Source organism: Pantoea sp. AG702 (assembly GCF_003182295.1).
Classification (GTDB): Bacteria; Pseudomonadota; Gammaproteobacteria; order Enterobacterales; family Enterobacteriaceae; genus Pantoea; species Pantoea ananatis.
This window is the reverse complement of the sequence record NZ_QGTU01000001.1, coordinates 893482-917709: the sequence shown is the minus strand read 5'-3', so window position 1 is coordinate 917709 and position 24228 is coordinate 893482. Positions and strand designations below refer to the sequence as shown.

Annotated in this window: 25 protein-coding genes; 8 read left to right on the top strand and 17 right to left on the bottom strand. The window is 54.4% G+C overall.

The features are described from left to right. Positions 1 to 227: 227 nt before the first annotated feature. Positions 228 to 833 (top strand): sugar O-acetyltransferase, encoded by a 606-nt coding sequence (locus DFO57_RS04420; protein ID WP_110015115.1) that lies wholly within the window; start codon positions 228 to 230, stop codon positions 831 to 833. Positions 834 to 1228: 395 nt separating this feature from the next. On the opposite strand, the gene DFO57_RS04415 is transcribed toward DFO57_RS04420, so the two are convergent. Beyond that, positions 1229 to 2305: a LacI family DNA-binding transcriptional regulator gene (locus DFO57_RS04415; RefSeq protein ID WP_014605853.1), complete on the bottom strand. Its 1077-nt coding sequence runs from the start codon at positions 2303 to 2305 to the stop codon at positions 1229 to 1231. 195 nt (positions 2306 to 2500) lie between these two features. Between DFO57_RS04415 and DFO57_RS04410 the strand changes: the two genes are divergently transcribed. The 6 genes from DFO57_RS04410 to DFO57_RS04385 all read left to right on the top strand — a co-directional run bounded on the left by DFO57_RS04410 (position 2501) and on the right by DFO57_RS04385 (position 8576). Further along, on the top strand, positions 2501 to 3322 hold the full coding sequence (locus tag DFO57_RS04410) for an ABC transporter substrate-binding protein (RefSeq protein WP_014605854.1): 822 nt from the start codon (positions 2501 to 2503) through the stop codon (positions 3320 to 3322). Between the two features lie 73 nt (positions 3323 to 3395). Next, positions 3396 to 4202: an amino acid ABC transporter permease gene (locus tag DFO57_RS04405; RefSeq protein WP_014605855.1), complete on the top strand. Its 807-nt coding sequence runs from the start codon at positions 3396 to 3398 to the stop codon at positions 4200 to 4202. Between the two features lies 1 nt (position 4203). After that, positions 4204 to 4950: an amino acid ABC transporter ATP-binding protein gene (locus DFO57_RS04400; protein WP_028715124.1), complete on the top strand. Its 747-nt coding sequence runs from the start codon at positions 4204 to 4206 to the stop codon at positions 4948 to 4950. Next, entirely contained in the window at positions 4950 to 6023 is a 1074-nt protein-coding gene (locus DFO57_RS04395; RefSeq protein WP_110015114.1) for a Gfo/Idh/MocA family oxidoreductase, read from the top strand. The genes DFO57_RS04400 and DFO57_RS04395 overlap by 1 nt, the downstream gene beginning before the upstream one ends. A 31-nt stretch (positions 6024 to 6054) precedes the next feature. Continuing rightward, on the top strand, positions 6055 to 7173 hold the full coding sequence (locus tag DFO57_RS04390; protein ID WP_014605858.1) for an FAD-binding oxidoreductase: 1119 nt from the start codon (positions 6055 to 6057) through the stop codon (positions 7171 to 7173). A gap of 371 nt (positions 7174 to 7544) precedes the next feature. Continuing rightward, positions 7545 to 8576: an NADP-dependent oxidoreductase gene (locus DFO57_RS04385; RefSeq protein WP_110015113.1), complete on the top strand. Its 1032-nt coding sequence runs from the start codon at positions 7545 to 7547 to the stop codon at positions 8574 to 8576. 50 nt (positions 8577 to 8626) lie between these two features. Here the strand turns inward: DFO57_RS04385 and DFO57_RS04380 are convergent, their stop codons facing one another. The 6 genes from DFO57_RS04380 to DFO57_RS04355 all read right to left on the bottom strand — a co-directional run bounded on the left by DFO57_RS04380 (position 8627) and on the right by DFO57_RS04355 (position 14947). Next, positions 8627 to 9484, bottom strand: a complete 858-nt coding sequence (locus DFO57_RS04380) for a PfkB family carbohydrate kinase (protein WP_015700325.1) — start codon at positions 9482 to 9484, stop codon at positions 8627 to 8629. A 2-nt stretch (positions 9485 to 9486) separates the two neighbouring features. Further along, positions 9487 to 10344 (bottom strand): MurR/RpiR family transcriptional regulator, encoded by an 858-nt coding sequence (locus DFO57_RS04375; protein WP_014605861.1) that lies wholly within the window; start codon positions 10342 to 10344, stop codon positions 9487 to 9489. After that, positions 10344 to 11315, bottom strand: a complete 972-nt coding sequence (locus DFO57_RS04370) for an ABC transporter permease (protein ID WP_014605862.1) — start codon at positions 11313 to 11315, stop codon at positions 10344 to 10346. Before DFO57_RS04370 ends, DFO57_RS04375 begins: the two co-directional genes overlap by 1 nt. Before the next feature lie 29 nt (positions 11316 to 11344). Then, positions 11345 to 12844 carry a sugar ABC transporter ATP-binding protein gene (locus tag DFO57_RS04365; RefSeq protein ID WP_014593689.1) on the bottom strand — a complete coding sequence of 500 codons (1500 nt, stop codon included), beginning with the start codon at positions 12842 to 12844 and terminating at the stop codon, positions 11345 to 11347. 16 nt (positions 12845 to 12860) lie between these two features. Then, positions 12861 to 13901, bottom strand: coding sequence for a substrate-binding domain-containing protein (locus DFO57_RS04360; RefSeq protein ID WP_014593688.1), 1041 nt, complete (start codon positions 13899 to 13901; stop codon positions 12861 to 12863). A 65-nt stretch (positions 13902 to 13966) separates the two neighbouring features. Continuing rightward, positions 13967 to 14947, bottom strand: coding sequence for a TIM barrel protein (locus DFO57_RS04355; RefSeq protein WP_014593687.1), 981 nt, complete (start codon positions 14945 to 14947; stop codon positions 13967 to 13969). Between the two features lie 321 nt (positions 14948 to 15268). Here DFO57_RS04355 and DFO57_RS04345 point away from each other — a divergent pair, with 321 nt between their 5' ends. Next, positions 15269 to 16735 carry a catalase gene (locus tag DFO57_RS04345; RefSeq protein ID WP_014605865.1) on the top strand — a complete coding sequence of 489 codons (1467 nt, stop codon included), beginning with the start codon at positions 15269 to 15271 and terminating at the stop codon, positions 16733 to 16735. Positions 16736 to 16788: 53 nt separating this feature from the next. Here the strand turns inward: DFO57_RS04345 and DFO57_RS04340 are convergent, their stop codons facing one another. The 10 genes from DFO57_RS04340 to DFO57_RS04290 all read right to left on the bottom strand — a co-directional run bounded on the left by DFO57_RS04340 (position 16789) and on the right by DFO57_RS04290 (position 24225). Beyond that, complete coding sequence (locus DFO57_RS04340; RefSeq protein WP_028715119.1) at positions 16789 to 17418, bottom strand: DapH/DapD/GlmU-related protein; 630 nt, start codon at positions 17416 to 17418, stop codon at positions 16789 to 16791. 627 nt (positions 17419 to 18045) lie between these two features. Then, positions 18046 to 19347 (bottom strand): sorbosone dehydrogenase family protein, encoded by a 1302-nt coding sequence (locus DFO57_RS04330; protein ID WP_014593685.1) that lies wholly within the window; start codon positions 19345 to 19347, stop codon positions 18046 to 18048. A gap of 12 nt (positions 19348 to 19359) precedes the next feature. Then, the gene (locus DFO57_RS04325; protein WP_014605867.1) at positions 19360 to 19767 is read right to left on the bottom strand and encodes a hypothetical protein; all 408 of its coding nucleotides are present in this window, start codon (positions 19765 to 19767) and stop codon (positions 19360 to 19362) included. 115 nt (positions 19768 to 19882) lie between these two features. Further along, entirely contained in the window at positions 19883 to 20350 is a 468-nt protein-coding gene (locus DFO57_RS04320) for a thiol-disulfide oxidoreductase DCC family protein (protein ID WP_041930792.1), read from the bottom strand. Then, positions 20301 to 20942: a hypothetical protein gene (locus DFO57_RS04315; protein WP_024471594.1), complete on the bottom strand. Its 642-nt coding sequence runs from the start codon at positions 20940 to 20942 to the stop codon at positions 20301 to 20303. The genes DFO57_RS04320 and DFO57_RS04315 overlap by 50 nt, the downstream gene beginning before the upstream one ends. Next, complete coding sequence (locus tag DFO57_RS04310) at positions 20939 to 21376, bottom strand: PTS sugar transporter subunit IIA (protein ID WP_013025742.1); 438 nt, start codon at positions 21374 to 21376, stop codon at positions 20939 to 20941. The genes DFO57_RS04315 and DFO57_RS04310 overlap by 4 nt, the downstream gene beginning before the upstream one ends. Positions 21377 to 21385: 9 nt before the next feature. Next, positions 21386 to 21655, bottom strand: a complete 270-nt coding sequence (locus DFO57_RS04305) for a hypothetical protein (RefSeq protein WP_013025741.1) — start codon at positions 21653 to 21655, stop codon at positions 21386 to 21388. Positions 21656 to 21721: 66 nt separating this feature from the next. Continuing rightward, positions 21722 to 22564, bottom strand: coding sequence for a class II fructose-bisphosphate aldolase (locus tag DFO57_RS04300; RefSeq protein WP_014605870.1), 843 nt, complete (start codon positions 22562 to 22564; stop codon positions 21722 to 21724). Beyond that, positions 22551 to 23918, bottom strand: a complete 1368-nt coding sequence (locus tag DFO57_RS04295; protein ID WP_014593681.1) for a PTS sugar transporter subunit IIC — start codon at positions 23916 to 23918, stop codon at positions 22551 to 22553. Before DFO57_RS04295 ends, DFO57_RS04300 begins: the two co-directional genes overlap by 14 nt. Continuing rightward, positions 23911 to 24225, bottom strand: a complete 315-nt coding sequence (locus DFO57_RS04290; protein WP_013025738.1) for a PTS sugar transporter subunit IIB — start codon at positions 24223 to 24225, stop codon at positions 23911 to 23913. The genes DFO57_RS04295 and DFO57_RS04290 overlap by 8 nt, the downstream gene beginning before the upstream one ends. Positions 24226 to 24228: the final 3 nt, after the last annotated feature.

The following is a 24228-nucleotide window of genomic DNA, read 5'->3' as shown; positions in this document are numbered from 1 at the left end:
GATTAAATGATTTCTTTGAATGAAATACCGATAAATGCGCGGGGATTTAACGAAATGATTTTCGCACAATAGATTATGGATGGGGCATAACATGCAGATTTTAAAAACGTTGCGGTGCAACGTTATATCATTGGTGCTGCCAGGGTAGCCCTTTCGTCCCTGAGGCAATAAAAATCGAATACACTGTCTTCTGGACAACGATCTTCAAAAAAATGATAAGGAAGCCGATGAACGATGTAACCTGTGTACCTGATGGTGATCTCTACGATGCCACTCACGATGAGCGCATTCTTCATCTCCGGGATCAGGCTAAGGCACTCTGTTATGACTATAACCTGAGTCGACCCGACAATAAGGAAGCGCGCCTGTCTATTCTGCAGCGGCTTCTTAAAAAGTGCGGCAACAACCCTGTTATTGAACCGCCTTTCTACTGTGACTATGGCGCTAACATCAGGGTTGGCGACAATTTTTATGCTAACCATCATCTTGTTATTCTTGATGGGGCGGACGTGGTGATCGGGGATAATGTTTTTCTCGCCCCAAACGTCGGTATTTATACCGCAGGCCATCCTCTGGATTCTGAACGCCGTAATCAGGGACTTGAATATGCGCTTCCCGTGACCATCGGCAATAATGTCTGGATCGGCGCAGGTGTCAGCATTGTTCCGGGCATTACCATCGGCAATGACGTTGTCATCGGGGCGGGAAGCATCTTGGTCAAAGATATTCCGTCAGGCGTACTTGCTGCAGGCAACCCTTGTCGTATTATTCGCGAAATCAATGATGAAGACCGCGCCCGCACGGCATTTTGCCCCAGGAAAACCCCAAGGTGAGATCGGCATTTTGCGTGATCGAACAGGAAATATCGCTATGGCCGAACAGGTCAGGCAGGCCGTGAAGTCAAAACCGGGGCAGGCTATTGCCGGTATTGCACCAGCGTCCTGAGCAGCGACGCTGGAGAGGGCTTACTGGCGAGCCTGGGCCAGAAGATAAGCGAGGCTCCCGCAGTGCTTTCTGCACGCTGTGGCTATTCGCCACTCTGATTCAGGCCTGACCGCGTCGGGAAAGCGGCAACACCGGCGAGGAATAACGATGCGTTTGTGCCAGGCGCCGGTGTTGAGGTAAATCACGCGATAAACCGCCCCAGGGGCGTGCAGTTTTTAATGATAACCGCCAGGTCACGGCCTGGCGGTATCAGCGCGCGGCTTGTTCTTGACCGGCGTACAAATCAGTCAGCGGCCCGTTTTTTACCAATGGAGCCTCTCACGACCATCCAGCTTTCAAATACAGGTAGTGCTCCGGCGGGTTGCTGTCGAATGTGGCAAATCAATCTACGCGCAGCTTCCCTGCCCATCTCATAAACGGGCTGAGCCACGACCGTAAGTGCGGGCGTCATCAGTTCCGTCCAGGGAAAATCATCATACATGACGAAGGAGATATCCTCTGGCACGCGCAGCCCGCGCTTTGCCAAGCCGCGCAATATTCCCATGGCGATAAGATTGTCAGAAGCAATCAACGCGCTGGGCGGTTCAGGAAGGGCGAACAGCTCCGTTAATAGTTGCTCAATACCGTCGTTGTTAATGGCATTCAGGCGAACCAACGCCGGATCAAGAACTTTTCCGGCTTCATGATGCGCATCGATCATTCCTTTTACACGTTGCGCGACGGGCGTCGGCCCCAGCGGCACGCTGTGGGAGTAAGCTGTAGCGATGCGCATACTCGAAAGATAAGCAATACGCTGGTGACCGGCGTTCAGTAGCAATTGCGTGGCCTCTTTCGCCACGGTCAAAAAGTTTGCCTGAATAGTTTCCACCTCCAGCCCCTCTACTGAGCGGTCAAACGTCATCAGTGCACGCCCTTCTGCCAGTACCTGCTTAAGATGGTCGTTGTCATGGGCCAGGGAGCTACAGGGGGCCACGATGATCCCATCGACACGTTTATCCAGCATCACACGTACGGCTTCCCGCTCCTCTTCCACGGTTTCGTCGCTGTTACTCAGAAGCAAATGAAAACCCGCCTGGCGTGCAACGTCGGCCATACCGCGTAACGCCAGGCCAAAATGGGGGTTTTCGATATCGCCCACGATGACCCCAATCGTGTTTGAACGCCCGGTATTCATACTGCGCGCCAGCTCGTTTGGCCGGTAGCCCAGCGTTTCAGCCGCCTGGGTCACGCGGGTTTGCACCTCCTCGCTGACGGAACCGTAGCCCCCTAAGGCTCGCGCTGCCTGGGCTTTTGAAACGCCTGCCTGACGTGCGACATCCGCTACCGTCGCTCCCCGTAACGGGTGCTTTTTTGTTGTCATAATAAATTCGAATCACAAGTTGATAACATCTGAATTGACGCTGTTTAACGCGTGTGCTTAATATCATTGTATCCACTTGAGACCGGTCTCACAACATGTACCGGTCTTATTTCGCCCCTCACTGAGACCGGTCTCAAAATAACGTGACCGACTGAGTGGACTCTGAAGTTTCACCTGCAAAATTGGAAGAGCTTTATGACATCGCATAAACGTTTTCCCCCTCTACCCGCAGCCCTGTTCGGCATGGCGTTAACGCTCTTAGCCAGCTTCAGCGCCCACGCGGCAAGTGATAATAATCCCTATGGCCTGATCGAACCGGGACAGCTGCGAGTCGCCAGCCTGGGGGATGCTAAGCCCTATACCTTTACTGATAAAAACGGCAACTTCACTGGATTTGACGTCGAATTTTTTAGAAATGTCGCCCATCGGATCGGTATCGATAAAGTGGACTTTGTCGGACAGGATTTCTCGGCCATCCTCCCTGCCGTTGCCAACGGGCAATATGACGCAGGCGTAGCCGCAATTGGCATCACGCCCGCCCGTGAAAAGACGGTCGATTTCTCAACAGGTTATCTGGCGGGTTACCTGACGGTGTTAACGCGTAAGGATTCCGGCGTGAAAAACGTTGAGACGCTGGCCCACAAGCGCCTCGGCGTCATTCAGGGAACGCTGCAGGAAAGCTATGCACTGCAGCACTTTACACAAACCGATCTGGTTCGCTTTCCCGATAACAACGCTGCCGTATCTGCGCTCAATAACGGCACGCTTGACGCCATGTTCCTGGATTACGAGGCCGCCAAAGATTATGCCACGCGCTTTTCCCTGGTGACCGCCGCTGACATCCCCTCTTTTGATGCGCCTGCTGGCGTGGCGATTGCGAAAAACAAACCCGCCTTCAAAGCGGCTCTGGATAAAGCCATTAAAGACGCAATGCAGGATGGCACCTGGAAGCAGCTTTATGAGAAGTGGTTCCCGGGTTCGCCGATGCCAAAACAGTATCTGCCTCAGCATCAATAATCCCCGCGCATCCTGTGCGTGTGAATGCATCCGGTGATGGGCTCGGCCTGTCACCCGCAACAGAGAGTCGGCTATGGATCTGATCACTATTCTTTCGCGTACCTTCTTCGATATCCCTGCGATGATGGACGTTCTGCCGCAGCTGCTGGCAACGGGTCTGGTAAATACCCTTATCATCTCAGTCGCGGCCACGCTGCTTGGCACCTTGTTTGGTCTGATCCTGGCGCTGATGGGGATCTCACCGTCGCGCTGGCTGCGCGTACCGGCCCGGCTTTATACCGATTTGTTTCGCGGCTTGCCCTCTATCCTCACCATTTTACTTATTGGTCAGGGGCTTGCGCGTTTCAGTTATCAGCTGTTCGGCCCCACGCCTTATCCACTCGGCATCTTTGCGCTGAGCCTGATCGCAAGTGCCTATATGGGCGAAATCTTTCGTTCAGGCATTCAGAGCATCGAACAGGGACAGATGGAAGCCTGTCGGGCGCTGGGGATGAGTTATGGCCGGGCAATGCGGCTGGTGATCATTCCACAGGGGATTCGGCGCGTACTGCCCGCCATCGTTAACCAGTTTATCGCCATCATCAAAGACTCTTCACTGGTCTATTTACTGGGGCTGATGAGCAGTCAGCGAGAGCTGTTCAGGGTTGGTCAGGACGCGGCAGTACTGAGCGGTAATCTTTCTCCCCTGATGCTGGCTGGCCTGTTTTATTTGGTGATTACCGTGCCACTCACCCATGCGGTAAACCATATTGATGTTCGTTACCGCACCGGACGCCGACGTGCTTCAGCTCCTCAGAGTGGTCTGAAGGAAATTGATGAAGTCGATGTGAAACGGGCGGTGGCACCCACGGCCTCGCTGACCAGCGGACAAGGACACTGATATGGCAACGTCTTCTGCTTTTCATGGTGCCAGCCTTGAGCTGCGTAACCTAACCCTGGCTTATGGCCCGATTGAAGTGCTACGCAATGTGTCGTTAACCGTCGCGCCCGGCACCACCACCTGCATCATCGGCCCTTCCGGGTCGGGAAAGTCAACCTTGCTGCGGGGCATTAACCGGCTGCACGAACCCAAGAGCGGCGATGTGTTGCTTGCCGGCCGTTCGGTATTAAAGGACAAACCCGATGCACTGCGTTTACGCATCGGCATGGTGTTTCAACACTTTAACCTGTTTCCCGATCACAGCGCGCTGGAAAACGTGGCGCTGGCCCCCTGGAAAGTACAAGGCCGCTCTAAAGCGGAGGCACAGGCTATTGCCCTGCAACGTCTGGCCGAAGTGGGATTAGCGCAACGTACCGATCATCGCCCCCGCGACCTTTCCGGTGGTCAGCAACAACGTGTGGCTATCGCGCGTGCATTGGCGATGGAGCCCGAAGTGATGCTGTTTGATGAAGCAACCTCGGCGCTCGATCCGGAGCTGGTGAAAGGCGTCCTGACGTTAATGGCCGAACTCTGCCAGCGCGGCATGACGATGGTGGTAGTCACCCATGAAATGGGATTTGCCCGTCGGGTTGCCGATCAGGTGGTGTTTATGGATGAAGGCGAAATTGTCGAAGCCGGCACGCCCGAGCAACTGTTCGAACGTCCGCAGTCTGCACGTTTACAGCGTTTTTTATCGGAGGTGCTCTGATGGCACATCATCACGTTTCAGGCCCCGTTCGCACGGCGCTGGTGGGTTTTGGTATTGCGGGGAGTGTTTTTCACGCCCCGCTGATTTCGCATAATGCAGATTACCAGCTTGAGGTCATCGTCAGCCAGGATCCCCAACGCGTGGCAGCGGCACAGCAGCGCTATCCGCAGGCAAGAATAGTGCCGGACTGGCCCTCACTGCTGCAGCTTATCGACAGCGGAGAAGTCGCCCTGGACCTTGTTGTGCTGGCCACGCCTCCCGCCCAGCATCGCGATCAGGCTTTAGCGGCGATCCGCCGCGGTCTGCATCTGGTGGTGGACAAGCCCTTCGCACCTGACGCGGCGGCGGCAGAGGCAATGATTGCCGCCGCCCGACAGGCCAATACGCGACTGACGGTCTTTCACAATCGCCGCTGGGATGGGGATTTTCTGACGCTTAAACATCTGGTGCAGGAAGCGGCATTTGGCACGGTTAGAAGTTTTGAGTCACGCTTTGAGTGGTGGCGACCTGAAGGCTTTGGTAACTGGCGTGACAGCGTTTCACTTGAACAAGGTGGCGGCCTGCTGCTGGATCTGGGCAGTCATCTGATTGACCAGGCCATGCAGTTATTTGGCCCCGTACAGGAAGCCAGTGCCGAGCTGGCCCGCTATTCAGGTCAGCAGTCGGACAGCGATGAAGATTGCTTTGTCTCCTTACTGCATAAAAACGGCGTACGTTCACGGTTGTGGATGAATGGTCAGGCCGCACTGAATGCGCCGCGCTTCCATCTGCTGGGCAGCAAACGCGGTTTTACCCACTGGGGGCTGGATAATCAGGAACCCCAGCTTGCCGCGGGCATGTCACCAACTGACAGCCAGTACGGCGTTACGCCGCCCGAAAAATCTGCCAGAGCAGGCACAGCGGGCGAAAGCGATGCCGTTGTCATGCAACGCGGTAACTATCCTGCATTTTATCAGCTGCTTGCCCGGGCACTTTTACATGGCGGCCCTCTGCCTGTTGAGACGGATGAGGCGCTTGCGGTACTGAAGCTTATCGATCAACTCCATCGGCAAAACCACGTACGTTTGGCCTGACTGGCGAAACGTTTAACAGAAGGAATCAATGATGACTGAAAAATCTGAGGTCAAACGCGTTGTTGTGCTGGGCGGCGGTATCCTGGGTGTATCTGCGGCATGGCAACTGGTCAGCGCCGGGGCCAACGTCACGCTGGTCACCGAAGCCGAACTCTGTTCAGGTGCCTCGGGACGTTCACTGTCCTGGCTCAACTCTGCCGGTGAACGTTCGCAACCTTATCATGCGTTAAGAATGGCCGGTATTGATCGATACCGGACCCTGTTTGCGCGCTATCCCGATCGCGACTGGTTGCGTTTCGATGGCGCGCTGTTCTGGGCTGCAGACGATGATGCCGGGACAAAAGCACGCCATGATTATGAAAAAGCGCATGGCTACGCATCTCATCTTCTCGATCGAACCACAGTGAATCAGGTTGATCCTCAGGTGAACAGCACCGCGCTCGCCAGCGTAGCCATTGCTAATCCCGGTGAAGGTTGGGTCAGTCTGCCCCATCTTATGGACCATCTCATTGAGGCATTCAAGGCATCAGGAGGCGAAGTTATCGAGCACGCGGGAAAAGCAAGCGTGCTGACGGCCGCCGGACGGGCGACGGGCGTACGCAGCGAGAAACGGGGCGAATTCCATGCAGACCAGGTGCTCGTCGCCTGCGGCCCCTGGACACCAGAGGTCATTGCCCCGCTCGGGGTGCGTATTCCAAACGCGTCCCCTGTCTCCATGCTGGTCACCAGCACCGCACAGGATCATGCGCTGCAGGTGGTGATGAACACCCCACGTGCAGCAATACGGCCTAATCCGGGAAACACGCTGGCGGTCGATCATGACTGGTACGAAGAGGATATCGTTGCACATGCCGATGGTCAGTACAGTATTGATCAATCGGTTATCCGTGAGTTAATGACGGAGGCGGGGAAACTGATTGGCGATGGCGCATCGCTCGAAGCCAGAAGCTGGAAAATCGGGCTGAAGCCTGTTCCGGGTGATGGAGAACCCGTGGTGGGCGAATTAGAGAAAGTACCGGGATGTTTTGTCGCCTTCACCCATTCAGGCGCAACCCTGGCGCTGATCCTGGGCGAGCTTCTTACGGAAGAAATGCTCCACGGTGCGAAACATCCTATGCTTGCCGCTTTCCGCCCGGAAAGGTTCAGTTAAGCTTTCCGCCAGCGCCACGAAAGTTGTGGCGCTGCAGATCCCCTGCTCTCGCCGCTGTCGCTGATCATTCACCCCGGCACACGCGAAAGACAATCCTGCAAAGGATGCGTTCGATGACGGCCGCCATCATCTCATGCAAAAACAGCCGCCAACCGGCGCAGTGCACTCGCACCACCGCCTCCGCGCCGTGGATTCAGAGCAATCCGAATGCCCCGTAAAAGAGGCGCTGCGCTTAGTGGCGCGCCCTTCTGACCCTTTCCCGCCGGCAGGTTAACAGCCAGCAGGGTTAAGCATGCTTTTTTCACTCATCTACACTTTAGCCATTCATTCCCGGCAAGCCTCAGCGGTTTGCCCATGCAAAGGACGACACTATGACTGAACAATCGACAACAAATCACGCCTGGCTTTTGGCTTCACGCCCACAGGGTGAACCAACGGAAGATAATTTCCGTTATGTTGCGCAGCCAACGCCTGAGATCAAAGAGGGCGAGATCTTACTGCGGACGATTTATTTGTCACTCGACCCTTACATGCGTGGACGCATGGACGAGGGAAAATCTTACGCGCCACCGGCAGAGCTGGATCAGCCGATGGTGGGCGGTACGGTCTGTCAGGTCGTCGCATCAAAAAACGGTGAGTTTAAAGAAGGCGACTGGGTGCTTTCACAGAGCGGCTGGGAGGAATATGCCGTTTCCAGAGGTGACGATGTTGCCCGCCTTGATAACGATCTGCCCCATCCTTCCTGGGCGCTGGGTATTCTCGGTATGCCCGGCTTTACGGCCTATATGGGGTTAATGGATATCGGTCAGCCGAAAGAAGGTGAAACCCTTGTGGTTGCCGCCGCAACGGGTCCTGTGGGCGCCACCGTGGGCCAGTTAGGTAAAATGAAAGGCTGCCGCGTGGTCGGCGTGGCTGGTGGTGAAGAGAAATGCCGCCATGCCGTTGAAAATCTGGGGTTCGATGCCTGTATCGATCACCACAGTCAGGATTTCGAAGAGCAGCTGAAAAACGCCTGCCCGGACGGGATTGATATCTATTTCGAAAACGTGGGCGGTAAAGTGTTCGATGCCGTGTTCCCGCTGTTGAACACTGCCGCGCGCGTGCCGGTCTGTGGGCTGGTTTCCGCCTACAGCCAGAAAGAGCTGCCTGCCGGTCCGGACAGAACCTCGCTGATTATGGCAGGCATTTTGAAACGCCGTATTCGCATGCAGGGTTTCATTATTTTCCAGGACTACGGCGATCGCTATCCGGAGTTCCTGAAAGCCATGACCCCGCTGGTGGAGAGCAAGAAAATTCAATATCGCGAGCACGTCATTGAGGGCCTGGAAAATGCCCCTAAAGCCTTTATTGATATGCTGAACGGCAAAAACTTTGGGAAAACGGTCGTTAAAGTGGCCTCGTAATCCCGCTCTGGCTGGCAAAATGCAACGTCACTGACGTTGCATTTTTTTTATCAGGCCGGGCGGGAAACGTGATCTGCCGCCGCATTGTTGGCTTTAGCGACCGCGCCCGCGAGTTTATCGCCAGCGTTAAGCGCCTGACACAGCACGCCCATGAAGCAGTCGCCCGCGCCATGGGTGCTGACCAGCGTGACCTGACGGGCAGGAAAAGCCTGCGTTTCCCCTGCTTCACTGAAGGCCACGCCGTGCTCTCCGGCAGTCACCACCACGCGGTCGAAACGCAGTGCCAGCTCTGCTGCAGCCTGCCTGGCTGAGGCCAGATCGGTCACCGCGATGCCAGTCATATCCCGGGCTTCAACCCCATTCACCACCAGCAAATCAATGCAGCGCGCGAATTCGGGAGAGAGTGGCCGGGCCGGTGCCGCATTAATGCACACCGGAATCTGCTGCTGCCGCGCCGCCTGCGCCGCGACCAGATTAATGGCTTCCGGCACCTCATTCTGCAGCACCAGCATGGACACATCCTGCCAGAAACCGGCCTGCATGAACGGCTCGGCAGCGATATGTTGATTGGCGTTGGACACCACCACCGCGCCGTAATCGCCTTCAGCATCGGTAATGGCAACGCTCATGCCAGACGCAATATCGTCAATCCTCGTGACCGCGTCGGTATTCACCCCTGCCTGGCGCAGCGTTTTCAGCAAAAACGCGCCCTGTTCATCGGCCCCTACCGCACCAATAAAACGGACATCTGCACCTGCTTTTGCGGCCGCTATCGCCTGATTGCCGCCCTTGCCCCCAAACTTGTAGTGGCAGGCGGTTCCCATAACCGTTTCGCCTTTTTCAGGCCGATGATGCGCATCCAGCATAATGTCGTAGTGAAGACTGCCGGTAACTGCAATTTTACTCATGCTCAGAATTCCCGCAGATCCTGAACCGCATGCTGGGTTTTCATCAGGTTTTTCTCCGCACGCGTTAAATCCTTTTTCGCGATGGCCACGAACAGCGCATCCAGTATATTCAGCTGGGCAATTCGTGATGCGGCATTTTCACCTAACAGATGCGATCCCTGAGAAGTTGAATTAAGTACCACATGCGCATGACGCGCAATAGGCGACTCGGCGTAATTCGTAATCACAATCACTCTGGCACCGTTACGTCCGGCTAATTTAACCGGATCGTTAACAGCACGCGTCGCACCGGAGTGACTAATCGCAATCACGACATCATCGTCAGATAACACGGCGGCAGACATCAGCATAATATGGGCGTCATCGTAGGCAGTGGACTTAATGCCGATCTTCAGCATCTTGTGGGAGAGATCGCGGGCAACCGTGGCCGATCCCCCTACCGCATAAAGATCAATATGACGCGCTTTAAAAATAATATCTGCTGCGCGGTTAAATTCAGATACATCTAAAATCGACAACGTTTCTTCAATAGCCTGAATAGATGTTCTGAAGACTTTTGCCAGTAATTGTTCCGATGAATCATCGGGCTCAATTTCCGCATGTAAACCTGCCACTTCAGAGGCGTTATAATAAATTAAACTGCTTCTGAAATTCCTGAACCCCGTGAAGTTAAGCTTTTTAGTGATCTTAACTATCATGGCTTCCGATACGCCGTTTTCCTGCGCAATCTCTTTTAAAGACGTGTGTTCGGTGATATCCGTTCTGGCAATGATTGCCTCAATGACTCGCCGTTCTAACGGCGTCAGTTGGGGTAATCGCATACGAATTTGAGCGCCAATGGCTCGCGGATCTTGCTTCATTACTTGCCTCGGGTCGCTCGGTCAATCAACATCGCTATGATAATAATAAGACCCGTAGCGAGCAATTGATAAAACGCCTGAATATTAAGCAAGGTCAGGCCGTTACGTAACGCCCCGAGAATAATCACGCCAATCAGGGTGCCAAAGATACTGCCTTTGCCGCCCATCAGTGACGCACCGCCGATGGCAGCGGCCGCAATGGCATCCAGCTCCCACAGGTTGCCGATGGTGGGTTCCGCCGCACCCAGACGGCCAATCAGAATCAGCGACGCCAGAGAGGCCAGCATGCCAGAGATCACGTAAACCGTGACTTTGGTGCGTTTAACCGGCACACCTGCCACGCGGGCCGCTTCTTCATTACCGCCAATCGCCAGAATGTACTCTCCCAGCGGGGTTTTATTCATGACCGTCCAGAGGCACAGCGCAATCACGGCGACCACGACGATCGGCGTGGGCACGCCGAACACCGTGCTGTTGATCAGGCTACGGAACGACATGGGAATACCGAATACGGGATTACCGCCGGTGGAGATCAGCGCAATAGCACGAAACAGCGACAGGCCACCCAGCGTGACGATAAAGGGTTGCAGCCCGGCATAAGCGATAAGCGTCCCGCTAAATATCCCGCTGACTGCGCCGACGCAAAGCGTGGCCATGATGGCCAGCGGCACCGGCACGCCAGACACCATCAGCGTGGCGCCCAACACGGCAGAGAGCGCAGCCGTTGGCCCAACCGATAAATCAATTCCGCCTGAAATGATCACCAGCGTCATGCCCAGCGCAATTAAGGCATTAATGGAGGACTGCTGCAGAATATTGAGCAGATTCGGAACGGTAAAAAATACCGGCGACAGAAAAGAAAATGTCACCACAATAATCAGTAATCCAATTAACGTGCCGGCATCGCGCAGATTAAATTTTAACAGCGGAGAGGCGCGGCTCACCGGCTGCATGTTCGTTTCAGTCGTCATGGTTATCGCCTTTATATACAGGTATGAGATCAGGCAGTTTCAACATCTTTAATGGCAAAACGGGCAATATTGTCTTCGGTGATAGCCTCGCCCTTTAACTCTTTGGTTATTTTCCCTTCACGCATCACCAGTACACGATCGGAGATACGAATGATTTCCGTCATTTCCGATGAGACAACAATAATGGCTTTACCTGCCTTCGCCAGTCGTTCAATTAAATTATAGATTTCTGACTTGGCACCAATATCAATGCCGCGCGTGGGTTCATCGAATAAAAAGACTTTTGCGTCAGCGGCTACCCAGCGTCCGATAATGACTTTTTGTTGATTACCGCCACTGAGCGTACCGATGGTTTTCTCAATATCCATGGGGCGCAGTTTAAGATCGCTCATCACCTCATGTGCTGCCCTGTTTAACCGCTGCTTATTGATTACGCCGCCCAGGGTGAACTGACGCATGGACGGCAGCGCCATATTCATTTTCACCGGGCGGGCTTTAATGATCCCCTCTTTTTTACGATCTTCCGGCACCAGACCAATCCCCGCTTTTATGGCCGCGCTGATATTATGGTTTGGAACGGAATACCCATTGACCTTCACCGTGCCGCTGCTGCGCCTGTCGATACCGGCAATCAGCTTAAGCAACTCGGTACGTCCTGCGCCGACCAGCCCCGCAATGCCCAACACTTCCCCGGCGTTGACGCTAAAATTAGCGGGCGATATTTCATTGCCACGCGCCAGATTTTCGACGCGTAATACTTCCTGAGCGGTGACAAAGGCGTTGTGATCGAGCCGTTCTATTTTGCGCCCGACCATTTTAGCCACGATGCTTTCTTCATCTTCATCGCAGATGTTCACCACCCCAACCTGTTTGCCATCGCGCATGATCGTCGCCCGGTCACAGACTCTGAAAATCTCGTTCATCTTATGTGATACATAGATTAAAGAGACGCCCAGCGATTTGAGGTCGGCGATCAGTTCAGCCAGCCGGTCAAACTCGCGCGGCGTCAGACTGGAAGTCGGCTCATCCATCGCGATGATTTTGGCGTCATCCAGCAACGCACGGGCTATTTCGACAATCTGCTGCTGCGAAACCTTAAGATGTTTAATCGGGCTGTTGGGATCGATCGTCGGATCGAGCCGTTTCAGAATCAGCGCGGCACGCGACAGCTGGGCTTTTTTATCCACCCACCAGCCTTTTGCTTTGGTCAGTGGGCGGCCCAGAAACATATTCTGCGCGACCGAGAGCTCAGGAACATGCTGCAGTTCCTGATGGATCATCGCGATCCCCGCATGACGCGCGCTGAGTGGGCTTTTCATCTGCACCGTCTGGCCGTTGACGCTGATTTCGCCACTGTCCGCGCCGCGCACGCCGGAGAGAATGTTTAGCAGCGTAGATTTGCCCGCGCCATTCTCACCGATCAAGGCATGCACTTCACCGGGCTTCACAAAAAAGTCGACATTTTGTAAAGCTGCGGCGCTGCCGTAGGTTTTGTTGATGCCGCGCATCATTAAACGATACTGTTCCATACGCTCTCCGCCAGGCTTACTGTTTAGCTAACAGTTGACGCAGCTTTTCCATGTCTTGAGTGGAAAACGCATCCGCATTCTCTTTGGTGATGAGCGCCTGCGGTGTGGACACCACGCGTGAGATTTTCTGGCCGTTAATCAAGCGCAGCATCACATCCATCGCCACTTCACCCGTCAGCACCGGGAAGCTGTCCACGGTACCGGTCAGTTCGCCGCGCTTGATGGAGGCATAGGCATCGGAGATCCCATCGGTTCCGAATACGGCCACCTGTTTGGCTTTGTCCATGGCGCGTACCGCTTCCACCACGCCCAGCGCCATCGTGTCGTTATTGGCATAAAAACCGATCAGGTCAGGATGCTGTTGCAGGATAGTGCTCGCCGCATTAAAGGCCTGCTCACGACTCCAGTTAGCCGGTACGCTGGCCACCACATTGAATTTGCCGTTGGCCTTGAGCGTTTCTTTAAAGCCGCTGGTGCGCTGACTGGCAGCATAGACGCCAGGCTGTCCTTCGATCACCGCAACCTTGCCGCCCTGCGGATGGTGCTCAATAAACCATTTCGCTACGCGCACGCCGTTGTCTTTCTGGACATTACCGACGTAGTGTTCCGCATTCGGCATCACCGCGTCATTGACGTTCACAACCGGGATTTTTTTACTGTTGGCGCTTTCCAGTGCAGGCTCAAGGTTAATGTCGGTTTGCGGAGAGACCAGCAGGCCGTTATAGCCCTGAGAAATCATGGTTTCGGCAATCGACAACTGGCCCAGTTGATCGTCTTCATTTGCCGCGGCCTGATAAGCAACGGTGATGCCATATTTTTTGGCGGCGTTCTGGTAGCCCTCGCCCAGCAAACGCCAGTATTCATTGGTCAGGGTTTTGGATACGCCACCGATTTTGAGCGATTTATCGACTTTCGGCATCGCGCCATAGCGACTGTCGAGCGTTGACCAGTCGGTGCGGTCCTGTTCCGTATCGGACTTAAGCGGTGCCAGATCGGCAGCATAAACGCTGGCACACAAGAGCGACGAAGCGATAACGGCGAGTAAACGTTTTTTCATTTTTTCAGCCTTTTATTCTGCGTTTGTAGGGTAAGAAATTGCTGTTCTGCAGCCGGCGTCGTGTGTTAACGCGCCAGCATAATGTCGTTGACGATTTGCTGTGAGGCGACCGCATCCTGACGGCTGATCGCCTCTGCCAGCGCCGGATTATCATTAAGCTGGTCGCAAAGCTTGAGTAATCGCGTCACGGTGGCAATGTTGGTTTCGGCTTCACGTACTGGATCCAGTCCGCTGGCATCCGGGAAGGTGTCAAAATAGTAGGCGCCCTGATAACCATCACGCTGCATCTGCCACAGAAACTCCAACGTGGCGCGCGGATTAACCGATGCCGCCATCAGTCCGTCGTCACGTTTGCCCCAGCCGTCGTTTAAATCCAGCCCCAGCAGCCGGGAACGACGCGCCACCATGGCCGCCGCCCAGGCAGGAATTTCATTGGCGAACAGGACATGGGCAAAATCCAGCGTGATGCCGAGGTTCGGGCTTCCGGCCTCTTCGACGGCCAGCAGGCAGGTGGTCACGTTGGGAAAAATGCTGTAGGCACGCGGCTCGTTGGGTTTGTATTCAATGCTCACATCCACGTCCGGCGCGTAGTCGGCGATTTCACGCACCGCGCTGACGGCGTCTTCCCAGATTTTTTTGTAATCGACCTGGAAGCAGTAGTCGAAACCGTCCTGACCCATCCATAACGTCATTAAGCGGGAGCCAAATTCCCGTCCGGTATCGATTCCCCGCTTGGTCAGGTCAATCGCCTCACGGCGAATTTTTGGATCCGGATGGGTAAATGCGCCAATTTTGAACTGCGGTGCATCCCACCGCATCTGCATGCCGTTGACCGCCAGCCCGGCATCCTCAATAGCCTGGCGCAGCGTTTTACTGTCACTGGTGAGGTGCTGGGGATAGTTGAGATCCAAATGCGTTAAGCCTTTAACCTTGCCTGCGCGCGCCACCATTTGCAGTACAGAGGGCTTGCCCTGCAAATCTGGCCAGTAGAGATGTGCCCCCGAAGCAAAGGAGTTAAGACGAGTAGCAAACTTTAAATCTGACATGAGGCTCAATCCTTAGTAACAGGGTTGTAATGTACTTTCCTTTTTCACAACTAACTGTGAAGTTATATTAGAATTTACACTTCTCGCTTGAACACGCAATCCTTGTTGCCGCTGAAATAACCAAAATGCGAGAGCGGTCACGGATTAATCAGCGCGGGCAACGATCTGCGGGAGAAGCCAGTAAAACGTGGACGACTGCGCCAGGTCAGCCATGGCCGGCAGCAGTAAATGTGAAAACCCGGGAGGATTAGCCGATGCAATGGCCAGATATGCACTACGCTTACTCCATGCATTACCCTTATAAAAATGGAGACTATTTCGATGAGTCATGATGAGCGTAAACCCACCACAACCGATGCCGGTATTCCGGTGGCCAGCGATGAGCATTCCCTTTCCGTCGGTCCCGATGGCCCCCTGGTGCTTCACGACCATTACCTGATTGAGCAGATGGCCAACTTCAACCGGGAACGCATTCCCGAGCGGCAGCCCCATGCGAAAGGAAGCGGCGCATTTGGCTTTTTTGAGGTGACTGAAGATGTGAGTCGCTACACCAAAGCCAACGTTTTTCAGCCGGGCACGAAAACTGACGTGGTGATGCGTTTTTCAACGGTGGCTGGCGAGCGCGGCAGCCCGGATACCTGGCGCGATCCGCGCGGATTTTCCATTAAGTTTTATACCCGCGAAGGCAATTACGACATGGTGGGCAACAATACACCGGTGTTCTTTATTCGCGATCCCATGAAGTTTCAGCACTTCATTCGCTCGCAAAAGCGCCGCGCCGATAACAATCTGCGTGACAATGATATGCAGTGGGATTTCTGGACGCTGTCACCCGAATCCTCGCATCAGGTCACCTGGCTAATGGGCGACCGTGGGATTCCTAAAAACTGGCGTCATATGAATGGGTATTCCAGCCACACTTATATGTGGGTCAATGAACAGGGTGAAAAGTTCTGGGTGAAATACCATTTCCACACCGACCAGGGCATTGAATACCTGACGCAGGAGCAAGCCGATAAACTGGCAGGCGAAGATGGCGATTACCATACGCGTGACCTGTTTATGTCGATCAAAAACGGCCAATTCCCGAGCTGGACCCTGTACATGCAGATCATGCCGTTTGCTGAGGCTGACAGCTATCGTTTCAATCCTTTCGATTTGACCAAGGTGTGGCCGCACAGTGATTATCCACTGATCAAAGTTGGCAAGCTGACGCTGAACCGCAACCCGACGGACAACCATGCGCAGATTGAACAAGCCGCATTTGAACCGAATAATCTGGTCCCCGGCATCGGGCTCAGCCCGGATAAGATGCTGATTGGTCGCGTGTTTGCCTATGCGGACGCCCATCGCGCACGGCTTGGAGTGAACTATAAACAGATCCCGGTTAATGCCCCGCAGTCGCCGGTGAACAGCTACAGCAAAGACGGGGCGATGCGGATGAATCCGGTATCCGACCCGGTTTACGCCCCCAACAGCAAAGGCGGCCCGGTGGCAGATGGCGACCGCTATCCCACCGACTCGGTCTGGTCAGCCAGCGGCGACATGGTTCGTGCCCCTTACTCACTGCGTCAGGACGATGACGACGTGGGCCAGGCAAATACCCTGATCAACAAGGTAATGGATGATGCCGCGCGCGACAGGCTGGTCAACAACGTTAGCGGTCATCTGCTGAACGGGGTTGAAGAGCCGGTGCTTTCGCGAGCGTTTCAGTACTGGCGCAACATCGACCAAACCATTGGCGATCGTATCGCCAGCAAGGTGCAGGAAGCACGCGCTAAGCGATAACCCGCACATCTGACGGTGGCGTAAGCCACCGTTACTCTTTTGTGCAAATGCGCTCAGCCATGTCTGGCACAAAACTGCTCAATATCCCCTGACTGAAAATCGGCCAGGTTAGCCATGATTTTTTCCAGCGGCCAGTTCCACCAGGCAATCTGCTGTAGCCGGATTGCAATCGCCGGATGAAAACGCACGCGGATCGGTTTAGCCGGCACGCCACCCACGACGGTATAGGGCGCCACATCTTTGGTCACCACCGCACCTGCCGCCAGCACCGCACCATCGCCTACCGTCACGCCGGGCAGGACAATCACGCCATGACCTATCCAGACATCGTTGCCAATGATCACCCGGTCTTCGCGGCGGGCGCTGAAAAAACCGTGGTCGCGCGTGGCCGTAGCATCGTAATACTCCGGACAATAGGTAAAGCGGTGTTGCGACGCCCGATCCATCGGATGGTTAGGTGCACCGATGCGTACCTGATTGGCAATGGCGGTGAAGCGGCCTATTGCGCTGTCAGCGATGCAGCAGTGTTCACCGACGTAAGAGAAGTCGCCAAGGGTGCTGTATTCAAGGTAACTGTGCGCCAGAATTTCACACTGTGAGCCAATCTGGGTTTCGCGCATACGTACGCTGGCGTCAATTTCGGTCTGCTGGAGTTTGGCGGGTTTGACAATGGCAAGTGACATGAAAAAGCTCCCGGAACTGGTCTGATGTCTGGATAAGTTGTGCCTTTCAGGCACCCGATTGCCGCGCCACTGTAGCCGGGAAAGATGACAGGCAATTGACAACGAAAAAGGCGGAGTGGTTAGCTCCGCCTTGGTCAAAGTTCCGGTTAATTTGCATGACCGGTCAGTTGCATAAGGGCAACGATGATCTGCAAGATGATCCGGATGATTTCCAGAATCAGCTTCGTCAGTTCCATCACTTTCCTTCTCCCGCAACAGGAGCGCGCTGTTCAGCAACCAGGGCCTTACCGTTACCCGCCAGGTGCCTGAGCACAACTTTGTGGAGAGGGCTGAGCGGCACTCGGGGTTTAAGCCACAGGTCAGCACCACCTGTTACCTGCCGGGATTTGCATTACCGAGCTCCCCTGGAAGCAATCAGTTAACCCTTCGGCGATACCCAACACTCAACACATGTATAAATATACAGTATTTTCGCCAAACTTGAAGTCTTGCGCAGCCCTCTTTACAATCAATTTGTGGAGAGTGCTGAGCACCTCGTTCGCCATCCGGTTACCCGCCGGGCAACGAACACATAAAAAAAGGATTTGGCGTAATGCCAAATCCTTTTTTTGTGCCTGCAGTTTAGCCTTAGTTCGCCGAACTGACGCGCCAGATCGTATCACCGGCGTCATCCGCAATGATCAGACCGCCCTGTTTGTCGCTGGCCAGACCGACCGGTAAGCCACGCACCTGTTTCTCGTCTTGGGTTAAGAAGCCGGATACCACGGTTTGCGGTTGCCCTACCGGTTTGCCGTTCTCAAACTTCACCCAAATCACTTTGTAACCGTTGAGGGGTTTGCGGTTCCAACTGCCGTGCTCACTGATAAATGCGCCACCGCGATACTGTGGCATGTTCTCAGCGCCATAGAACAGCAGTCCGAGCGGTGCGACATGCGAACTCAGCGCATAGTCAGGCTTAATCGCCTTTTCAACCAGGTCCGGCCGCTGTGGCTGCGCCCGCACGTCAACATGCTGGCCGAAATAGCTGTAAGGCCAGCCATAGAAGCCGTTCTCTTTAACCGAGGTCAGGTAATCAGGCACCAGGTCAGAGCCGATTTCATCACGCTCATTAATCACCGCCCATAGCTGCTTCGTCTGGGGTTCCCAGTCAAGGCCGGTGGGATTACGCAGCCCGCTGGCGTAGATCCGGCTGGCGCCGCTGGCGGCGTCCACTTCCAGAATCGCGGCGCGGCGATATTCGGCACCAATGCCGTTCTCGGTAATGTTGCTGTTGGAACCGACGCCGACATAGAGCTTGCTGCCGTCCGGGCTGGCCAACAGCGCTTTCGTCCAGTGGTGATTAATGGGCCCGCCAGGTAACTCGGTGACCCACTGGGGCGCGGTGCGAATTTCGGTTTGCCCTTCGCTGTAGGGGAATTTCACCAGACTGTCTGCGTTAGCCACGTACAGCGTGTTCCCCACCAGCTGCATACCAAAGGGGGCACTCAGGTTTTCAATAAAGCGATGCTGTTCCCATTTACCGTTTACGTTGCGCAGCAGCGTGATGCGGTTGCCGCCCTTGCCCCCTTTGCCCGAGGCATTTTTGACCAGCCCGGTGATCAGCTCTTTGGGCTTGGTGGTCGGTTTTGGCATGCCGTTCGATTCGGCGATCAGGATGTCGTTATTCGGCAGAACATAAACCTGACGTGGATGCTGAAGATGGTCGGCAATCTTTTCAATTTTCAGCCCCTGCGCCACCGTTGGCTTTTCACCGTTCTTCCAGGGTGCGCCTTCCGGTACCTGCATGGGCGGCACCATAAAGTTTTTGGCTTCCGGTAACTCGGGATTGGCACCGATTTGCTTTTGCGGATCGATTGTCGCCCCGGTATCACAACCCGCCAGCAGGGCCATCATCGTCAGCGCAATAAGGGATTGTTGCGGCATTTTCATTATGGCTTCTCCTTAAGCAGTACGTTGACGTAGCGCAAGTTGCACGTTCGCCAGCAGCAGCAGTATCACGACCAGGGTCGACAGAATCGCCGCCGTTGGCACCACGGCATACGCATCACGGCTGTGAATAAAGGCATTGGCAATGGCCAGAATGATGGCGACCAGAGAGAGCCAGAAATGGGTTTTCTCTGGCGCAGTGCTGCCGCGAAACATATAAATCAGACTAATTATTCTGGGCAGGATGGCAATCACAAGGCCAATGGCGATTAACCAGCTGGCACTGATTGACCAGAGAATGATAAAGGTTTTCATATAGATGATATCGAACAGCCAGGCCGCCACGAAAAAGCCAAGCGGTACAGGCTCCAGAAGAGCATACAGCGTCACGGCGACGGCCGAACGTCCAGAGGTATTGCGCATGTTTTTCTCCATTTTGAATAATATTACAGCTCAAGCACAGCGCATTACTTTTCCATCACGCCGTAAACCTGCCTGTAAAATATTAGTAAATCTGAAGAAAAATGACGGTTTTAATTCACATTATTGCTGATTTAACCTGATTCGCACCGCTGTCAGGCGGCGATGAGAGAAAACGCCCCGGATAATCGGCCGTAATCGCCTGTTCCAGGGTATGGCGCCCAAACAGCCTGTAGCGGTTGAGCGCGATACCGTTGTAGAAAAAATTACTAATGGGGTCGGGAAACGCGCGCAGGACGCTCAGCGCCCGCCACGGCAGCGGTAACTGCTGCATCACCCGCAGCACCGCCTGGGCACGCAGCCAATGACCATCGTTACGGATGTAGACGATCGTATTGATATTATCCTCGGGCAGGCCGGCCCATTTCAGCAGCCCTTTGCCCTGTTCACTTTGCACGGACGCAAAACGAACCTGCCGCGCCAGCCGATGGCGCAGCAGAAAACGCACCCAGCCCGTACAGAGTTTACATACGCCATCATAAAGCACGACGCTCTCGCCCGCTTGCAGATAGGGTGGCTGTGGCATGCTGCTCTTCCTCTGTTTCATCCTCAACAGAAGCAGTATAGCCTGCCCACCTCAGATGTTGAGCCAGCCACTGGCCCACCGCGTGCTCGTCAATGGCACTGGCATTGACTTTCAACAGCGGCCCCAGCGCCATCGGCTGCGCCTCCTCCGCCAGGCGACGCAGCTCGGGAAGGTACTCGGCGCCCGGATGGCCCGGCATGCGCTGCGTGAGCCGTGACTGATAGCGCGCGACGGCGGCGTCCGGCGCTATCTGCATCCAGACCTCCAGCACCTCGCTCACGCCAGCCCGCTTTAATCCCTGCTCCAGTACGCTTTTGGGCTGAAACCCAAACCATGCATCGATCAGGAAGACGCAATCAGCCGGCGACTGAGCGACAATGTTCCAGATAGCCTGGTACGCTGCACAGCCCAACTGCCGGTTACGCTGGCGGTCGACCGGCGCAAAGCTGGACATAAAAGGCTCCTTCAGGCTGTCCAGCGTGAGAACCGGCAGGGAAAAACGCCGTGACAGCGCACGGGCCAGCGTGCTTTTGCCTGAGGCGGGAATGCCGTTAACCAACACCACCCGCTTGATGACAGTTTCACTGGTCATAGGATCTCCATCACTTCCGCGACGCTGCTGGCCTGACGTAACCTGACCAACGTTTCTTCATCCTCTAGCAGGGTGACAATCGCGCGAATCCCCTCTTCTATGTGGGCATTACTGTCACGGGCGCCAAACATGATCACAATATCCGCCTTGTCGCTGCCGTCAAACGAGACCGGCTCCGAAAGCAGGACCATGCTGAAGCAGTCGCGAATAACGCCCGTTTCCGGGCGGGCATGCGGGATGGCGATACCTTCTTCAAACACGTAATAGGCACCGTGAGTCAGCGTATTCTCGATCACCGCCTGAGGATAAGAGGCCTGAATATAGCCGCCCTCCACCAGCGGCCTGGCCGCCATGGCGATAACCTGCTGCCAGTCCCTGGCGGCAATACCTACCTGAACAGCATTGGCTTCCTGTAATAACTGTTTAATGGTCATTACTGCTCCTTAAACTGATTTACGCACCAGATTGCGTAATTCATCAATTTTCACAAAAAGAGGATCAATGTCATCCCGGTAAAGGCGACTTTTCGCAAACAATGATAATGCACGGTTATATTCCAGCATTAATTGTTTTTGCGTTTCAGTGTCGCCTGAATTCGCTGCCAGCTTTGCTTCCAGCGCCGTTATTTTTTGACTGACCTGCTCTGCCTGACGATCGCGTTCTGCATCCTCTGAGGCCGTATTTTCCACTTTCTTTTTCATGAATCCAAACATAGCGTCTCCTGCCCCGAAAAGCGCCAGGGCACTTCAGGTTTATTCACGTCGGGATAATAAAAGTGCTTAACGGAACAGCTGCATTTTTTCTACTAATACATTGGTCACTGCATTATTCGCAGGCACGAGGAAATTACGCACGCTGTCGTTAACTTTGCCTTTTTCAAACGTTGCCTTGCATTGGGCGACCCACTGCACATTCATTTCCGTTCCCACGTTCACTTTTTCGATACCGCTGCCCACCGCCAGGCGCATGTCCTCGTCACTGACCCCGGTACCACCGTGCAGAACCAGCGGCGTAGCCGTGGCAGCCGTAATCTCCGCCAGCCGTTGATGCTGAATATGGGCTTTGCCGGTGTAGAGCCCGTGAACCGTGCCGATGGAAATGGCCAGCATATCCACGCCGGTTTCATTCACAAAACGTTTGGCATCCTCTACCGTGGTGAACGCAATATCGCTCATTTCCACACATTTCCCGTCTTCAGAGCCGCCAATTGCGCCCAGCTCCGCTTCCACAGAGACATTTACGGGGCGGGCCATATCAATCACCCTGCGGGTATTGGCAATATTCTCATCAAGCGGTAAATGTGACCCGTCATACATGACCGAACTGAACCCGGCCTGAATTGCCGTCTGAATCGCGTCTAAATCGGAACAGTGATCCAGGTGCAAACAGGTCGGAATATTTTTACTCTTTGACAGCGATTTAATTGCATCCACCAGTAATTCATGTCCCAAATATTTCGCTGTACCGGTTGAAATTTGAATCATTAATGGGCTGTTGGTATTTTCGGCGGCTTTAAAAAAAGCCGGTAACATTTCCAGGCAGTGTAAATTAAATGACCCTACCGCTTTAAATTGGCGTTCTTTGGCAATTTTCAGCAATTCGGTAAAGTTATAAAGTTTCATGCACGTTTTCCTCACGGGGTTTAGTGGATTTTCCGTTAACAAACCAGGCGATAGCGGTAACAAAAGCAATGAACACGGCAACGAACAGCCAGTTATTCTGGAAAGCATGTCCCAGCACCAGGCCGGTACTGATGACGTCGGAATCGCTGAAGGTCACGCCGGTAAAGCCATAGCTTTCCAGCATCGGCACCAGAATAGCGGGCAGGAAGGTGATAAACAGGCCGTGGACGAATCCGCCGATCATCGCCCCGCGTCGTCCGCCCAGCGCGTTACCGAACACGCCTGCCGTTCCGCCGGCAAAAAAGTTAGTCAGCAGACCGGGCAGAATCATCGCCAGACCAAACATCGGGAAAACCAGCATCCCCACCACAGAGCCCAGCGTTGTCGCGAGAAAGCCGACAATGACCGCGTTTGGCGCATAAGGGAACATAACGGGACAGTCGAGGGCGGGTTTCGCATCCGGCACCAGCCGCATGGCAATACCGCGGAAAGCCGGCACCAGTTCGTTCAGCAGCAGTCGCACGCCGCTGTAGAGCACAAACACGCCTGCCACAAACTGGATGGATTGCATAAAGGCATACATCAGGTAGTTGGTGCCGCTGCTGTACTGGGCGATAAAAGCCGGGCCTGCCGCCACGGCAGGAATCAGGTACATCGGCACCATCACCACCGCCATGGACAGATAGGTGTCCTGCAGAAACTTAAAGTTATCGGGCAGCTTTAAGTCTTCCGTCGAGCGTGAGCCTTTTCCGACCACCTTCGCCACTGCCGCAGTGAGAAGGTAACCAATGGTGCAGAAGTGACCGAGCGCGACATCGTCCGAGTCGGTGATACGACGCACCACCGGCTGCGCCAGCGCTGGCATCACGACCGCCATCACGCCACCAAAAATACCGCCGGTTAAAATGAGCGGTAATCCGGTGAGGCCGGCTTTATAGCCGATAACCGCGCCAATGGTGGCCATCCACAGTAGCGCCTGGCCGGTCAGGAAGATGTATTTAAACGGTGTCAGGCGGGCAATGATGATGTTGACGATGAAGATCACCAGCAGCGTCATGGCCACTTCCGATCCCAACTCGCGGTTTGCCAGTCCGGCAATCGCCGCCACGTCGGTGATGTAGCCCTGCATCCCAAAACCATGGGTGAAGATGCTGTTAAGGAAGGTCAGCGCGCCCACGATGATGTTGATGCCGGCCATCATGATCAAGAACCCCAACAGGGTTTTAAACGTGCCTTCTACCACCTTGCCGGCAGATTTTTTTTGCAGGACCAGTCCGATTAGCGCAATAAACGCGATCAGAATGGATGCCTGCCCCAGTAAGTCTTTAACCAGAAAATTAATTACACTATTCATGATTAGCAACCTTCACATTACGCTCTTTTAAGAAAGCCACGATTTTTTGCTCAATTTCAGCTTTATCGGTGAGTTTATTTAATATAATTACGCGTTTAATCTGTTCTGGTGTGGCGTCGGCATTTAAGACATCCGCAAAGGCTTTTTGCGTCAGGATCATGTCGGATTTAAATGCGTTAGCTTCTGAAATCGTGGTGTGATCGATGTCGGCGTCAATCTCCAGTTTTTTTAAAACGGCTTTCGCACTCATTTCGATAGCGAAACTTGACCCCAGACCACAACCACAGACACATAAAATTTTCAGCATGTT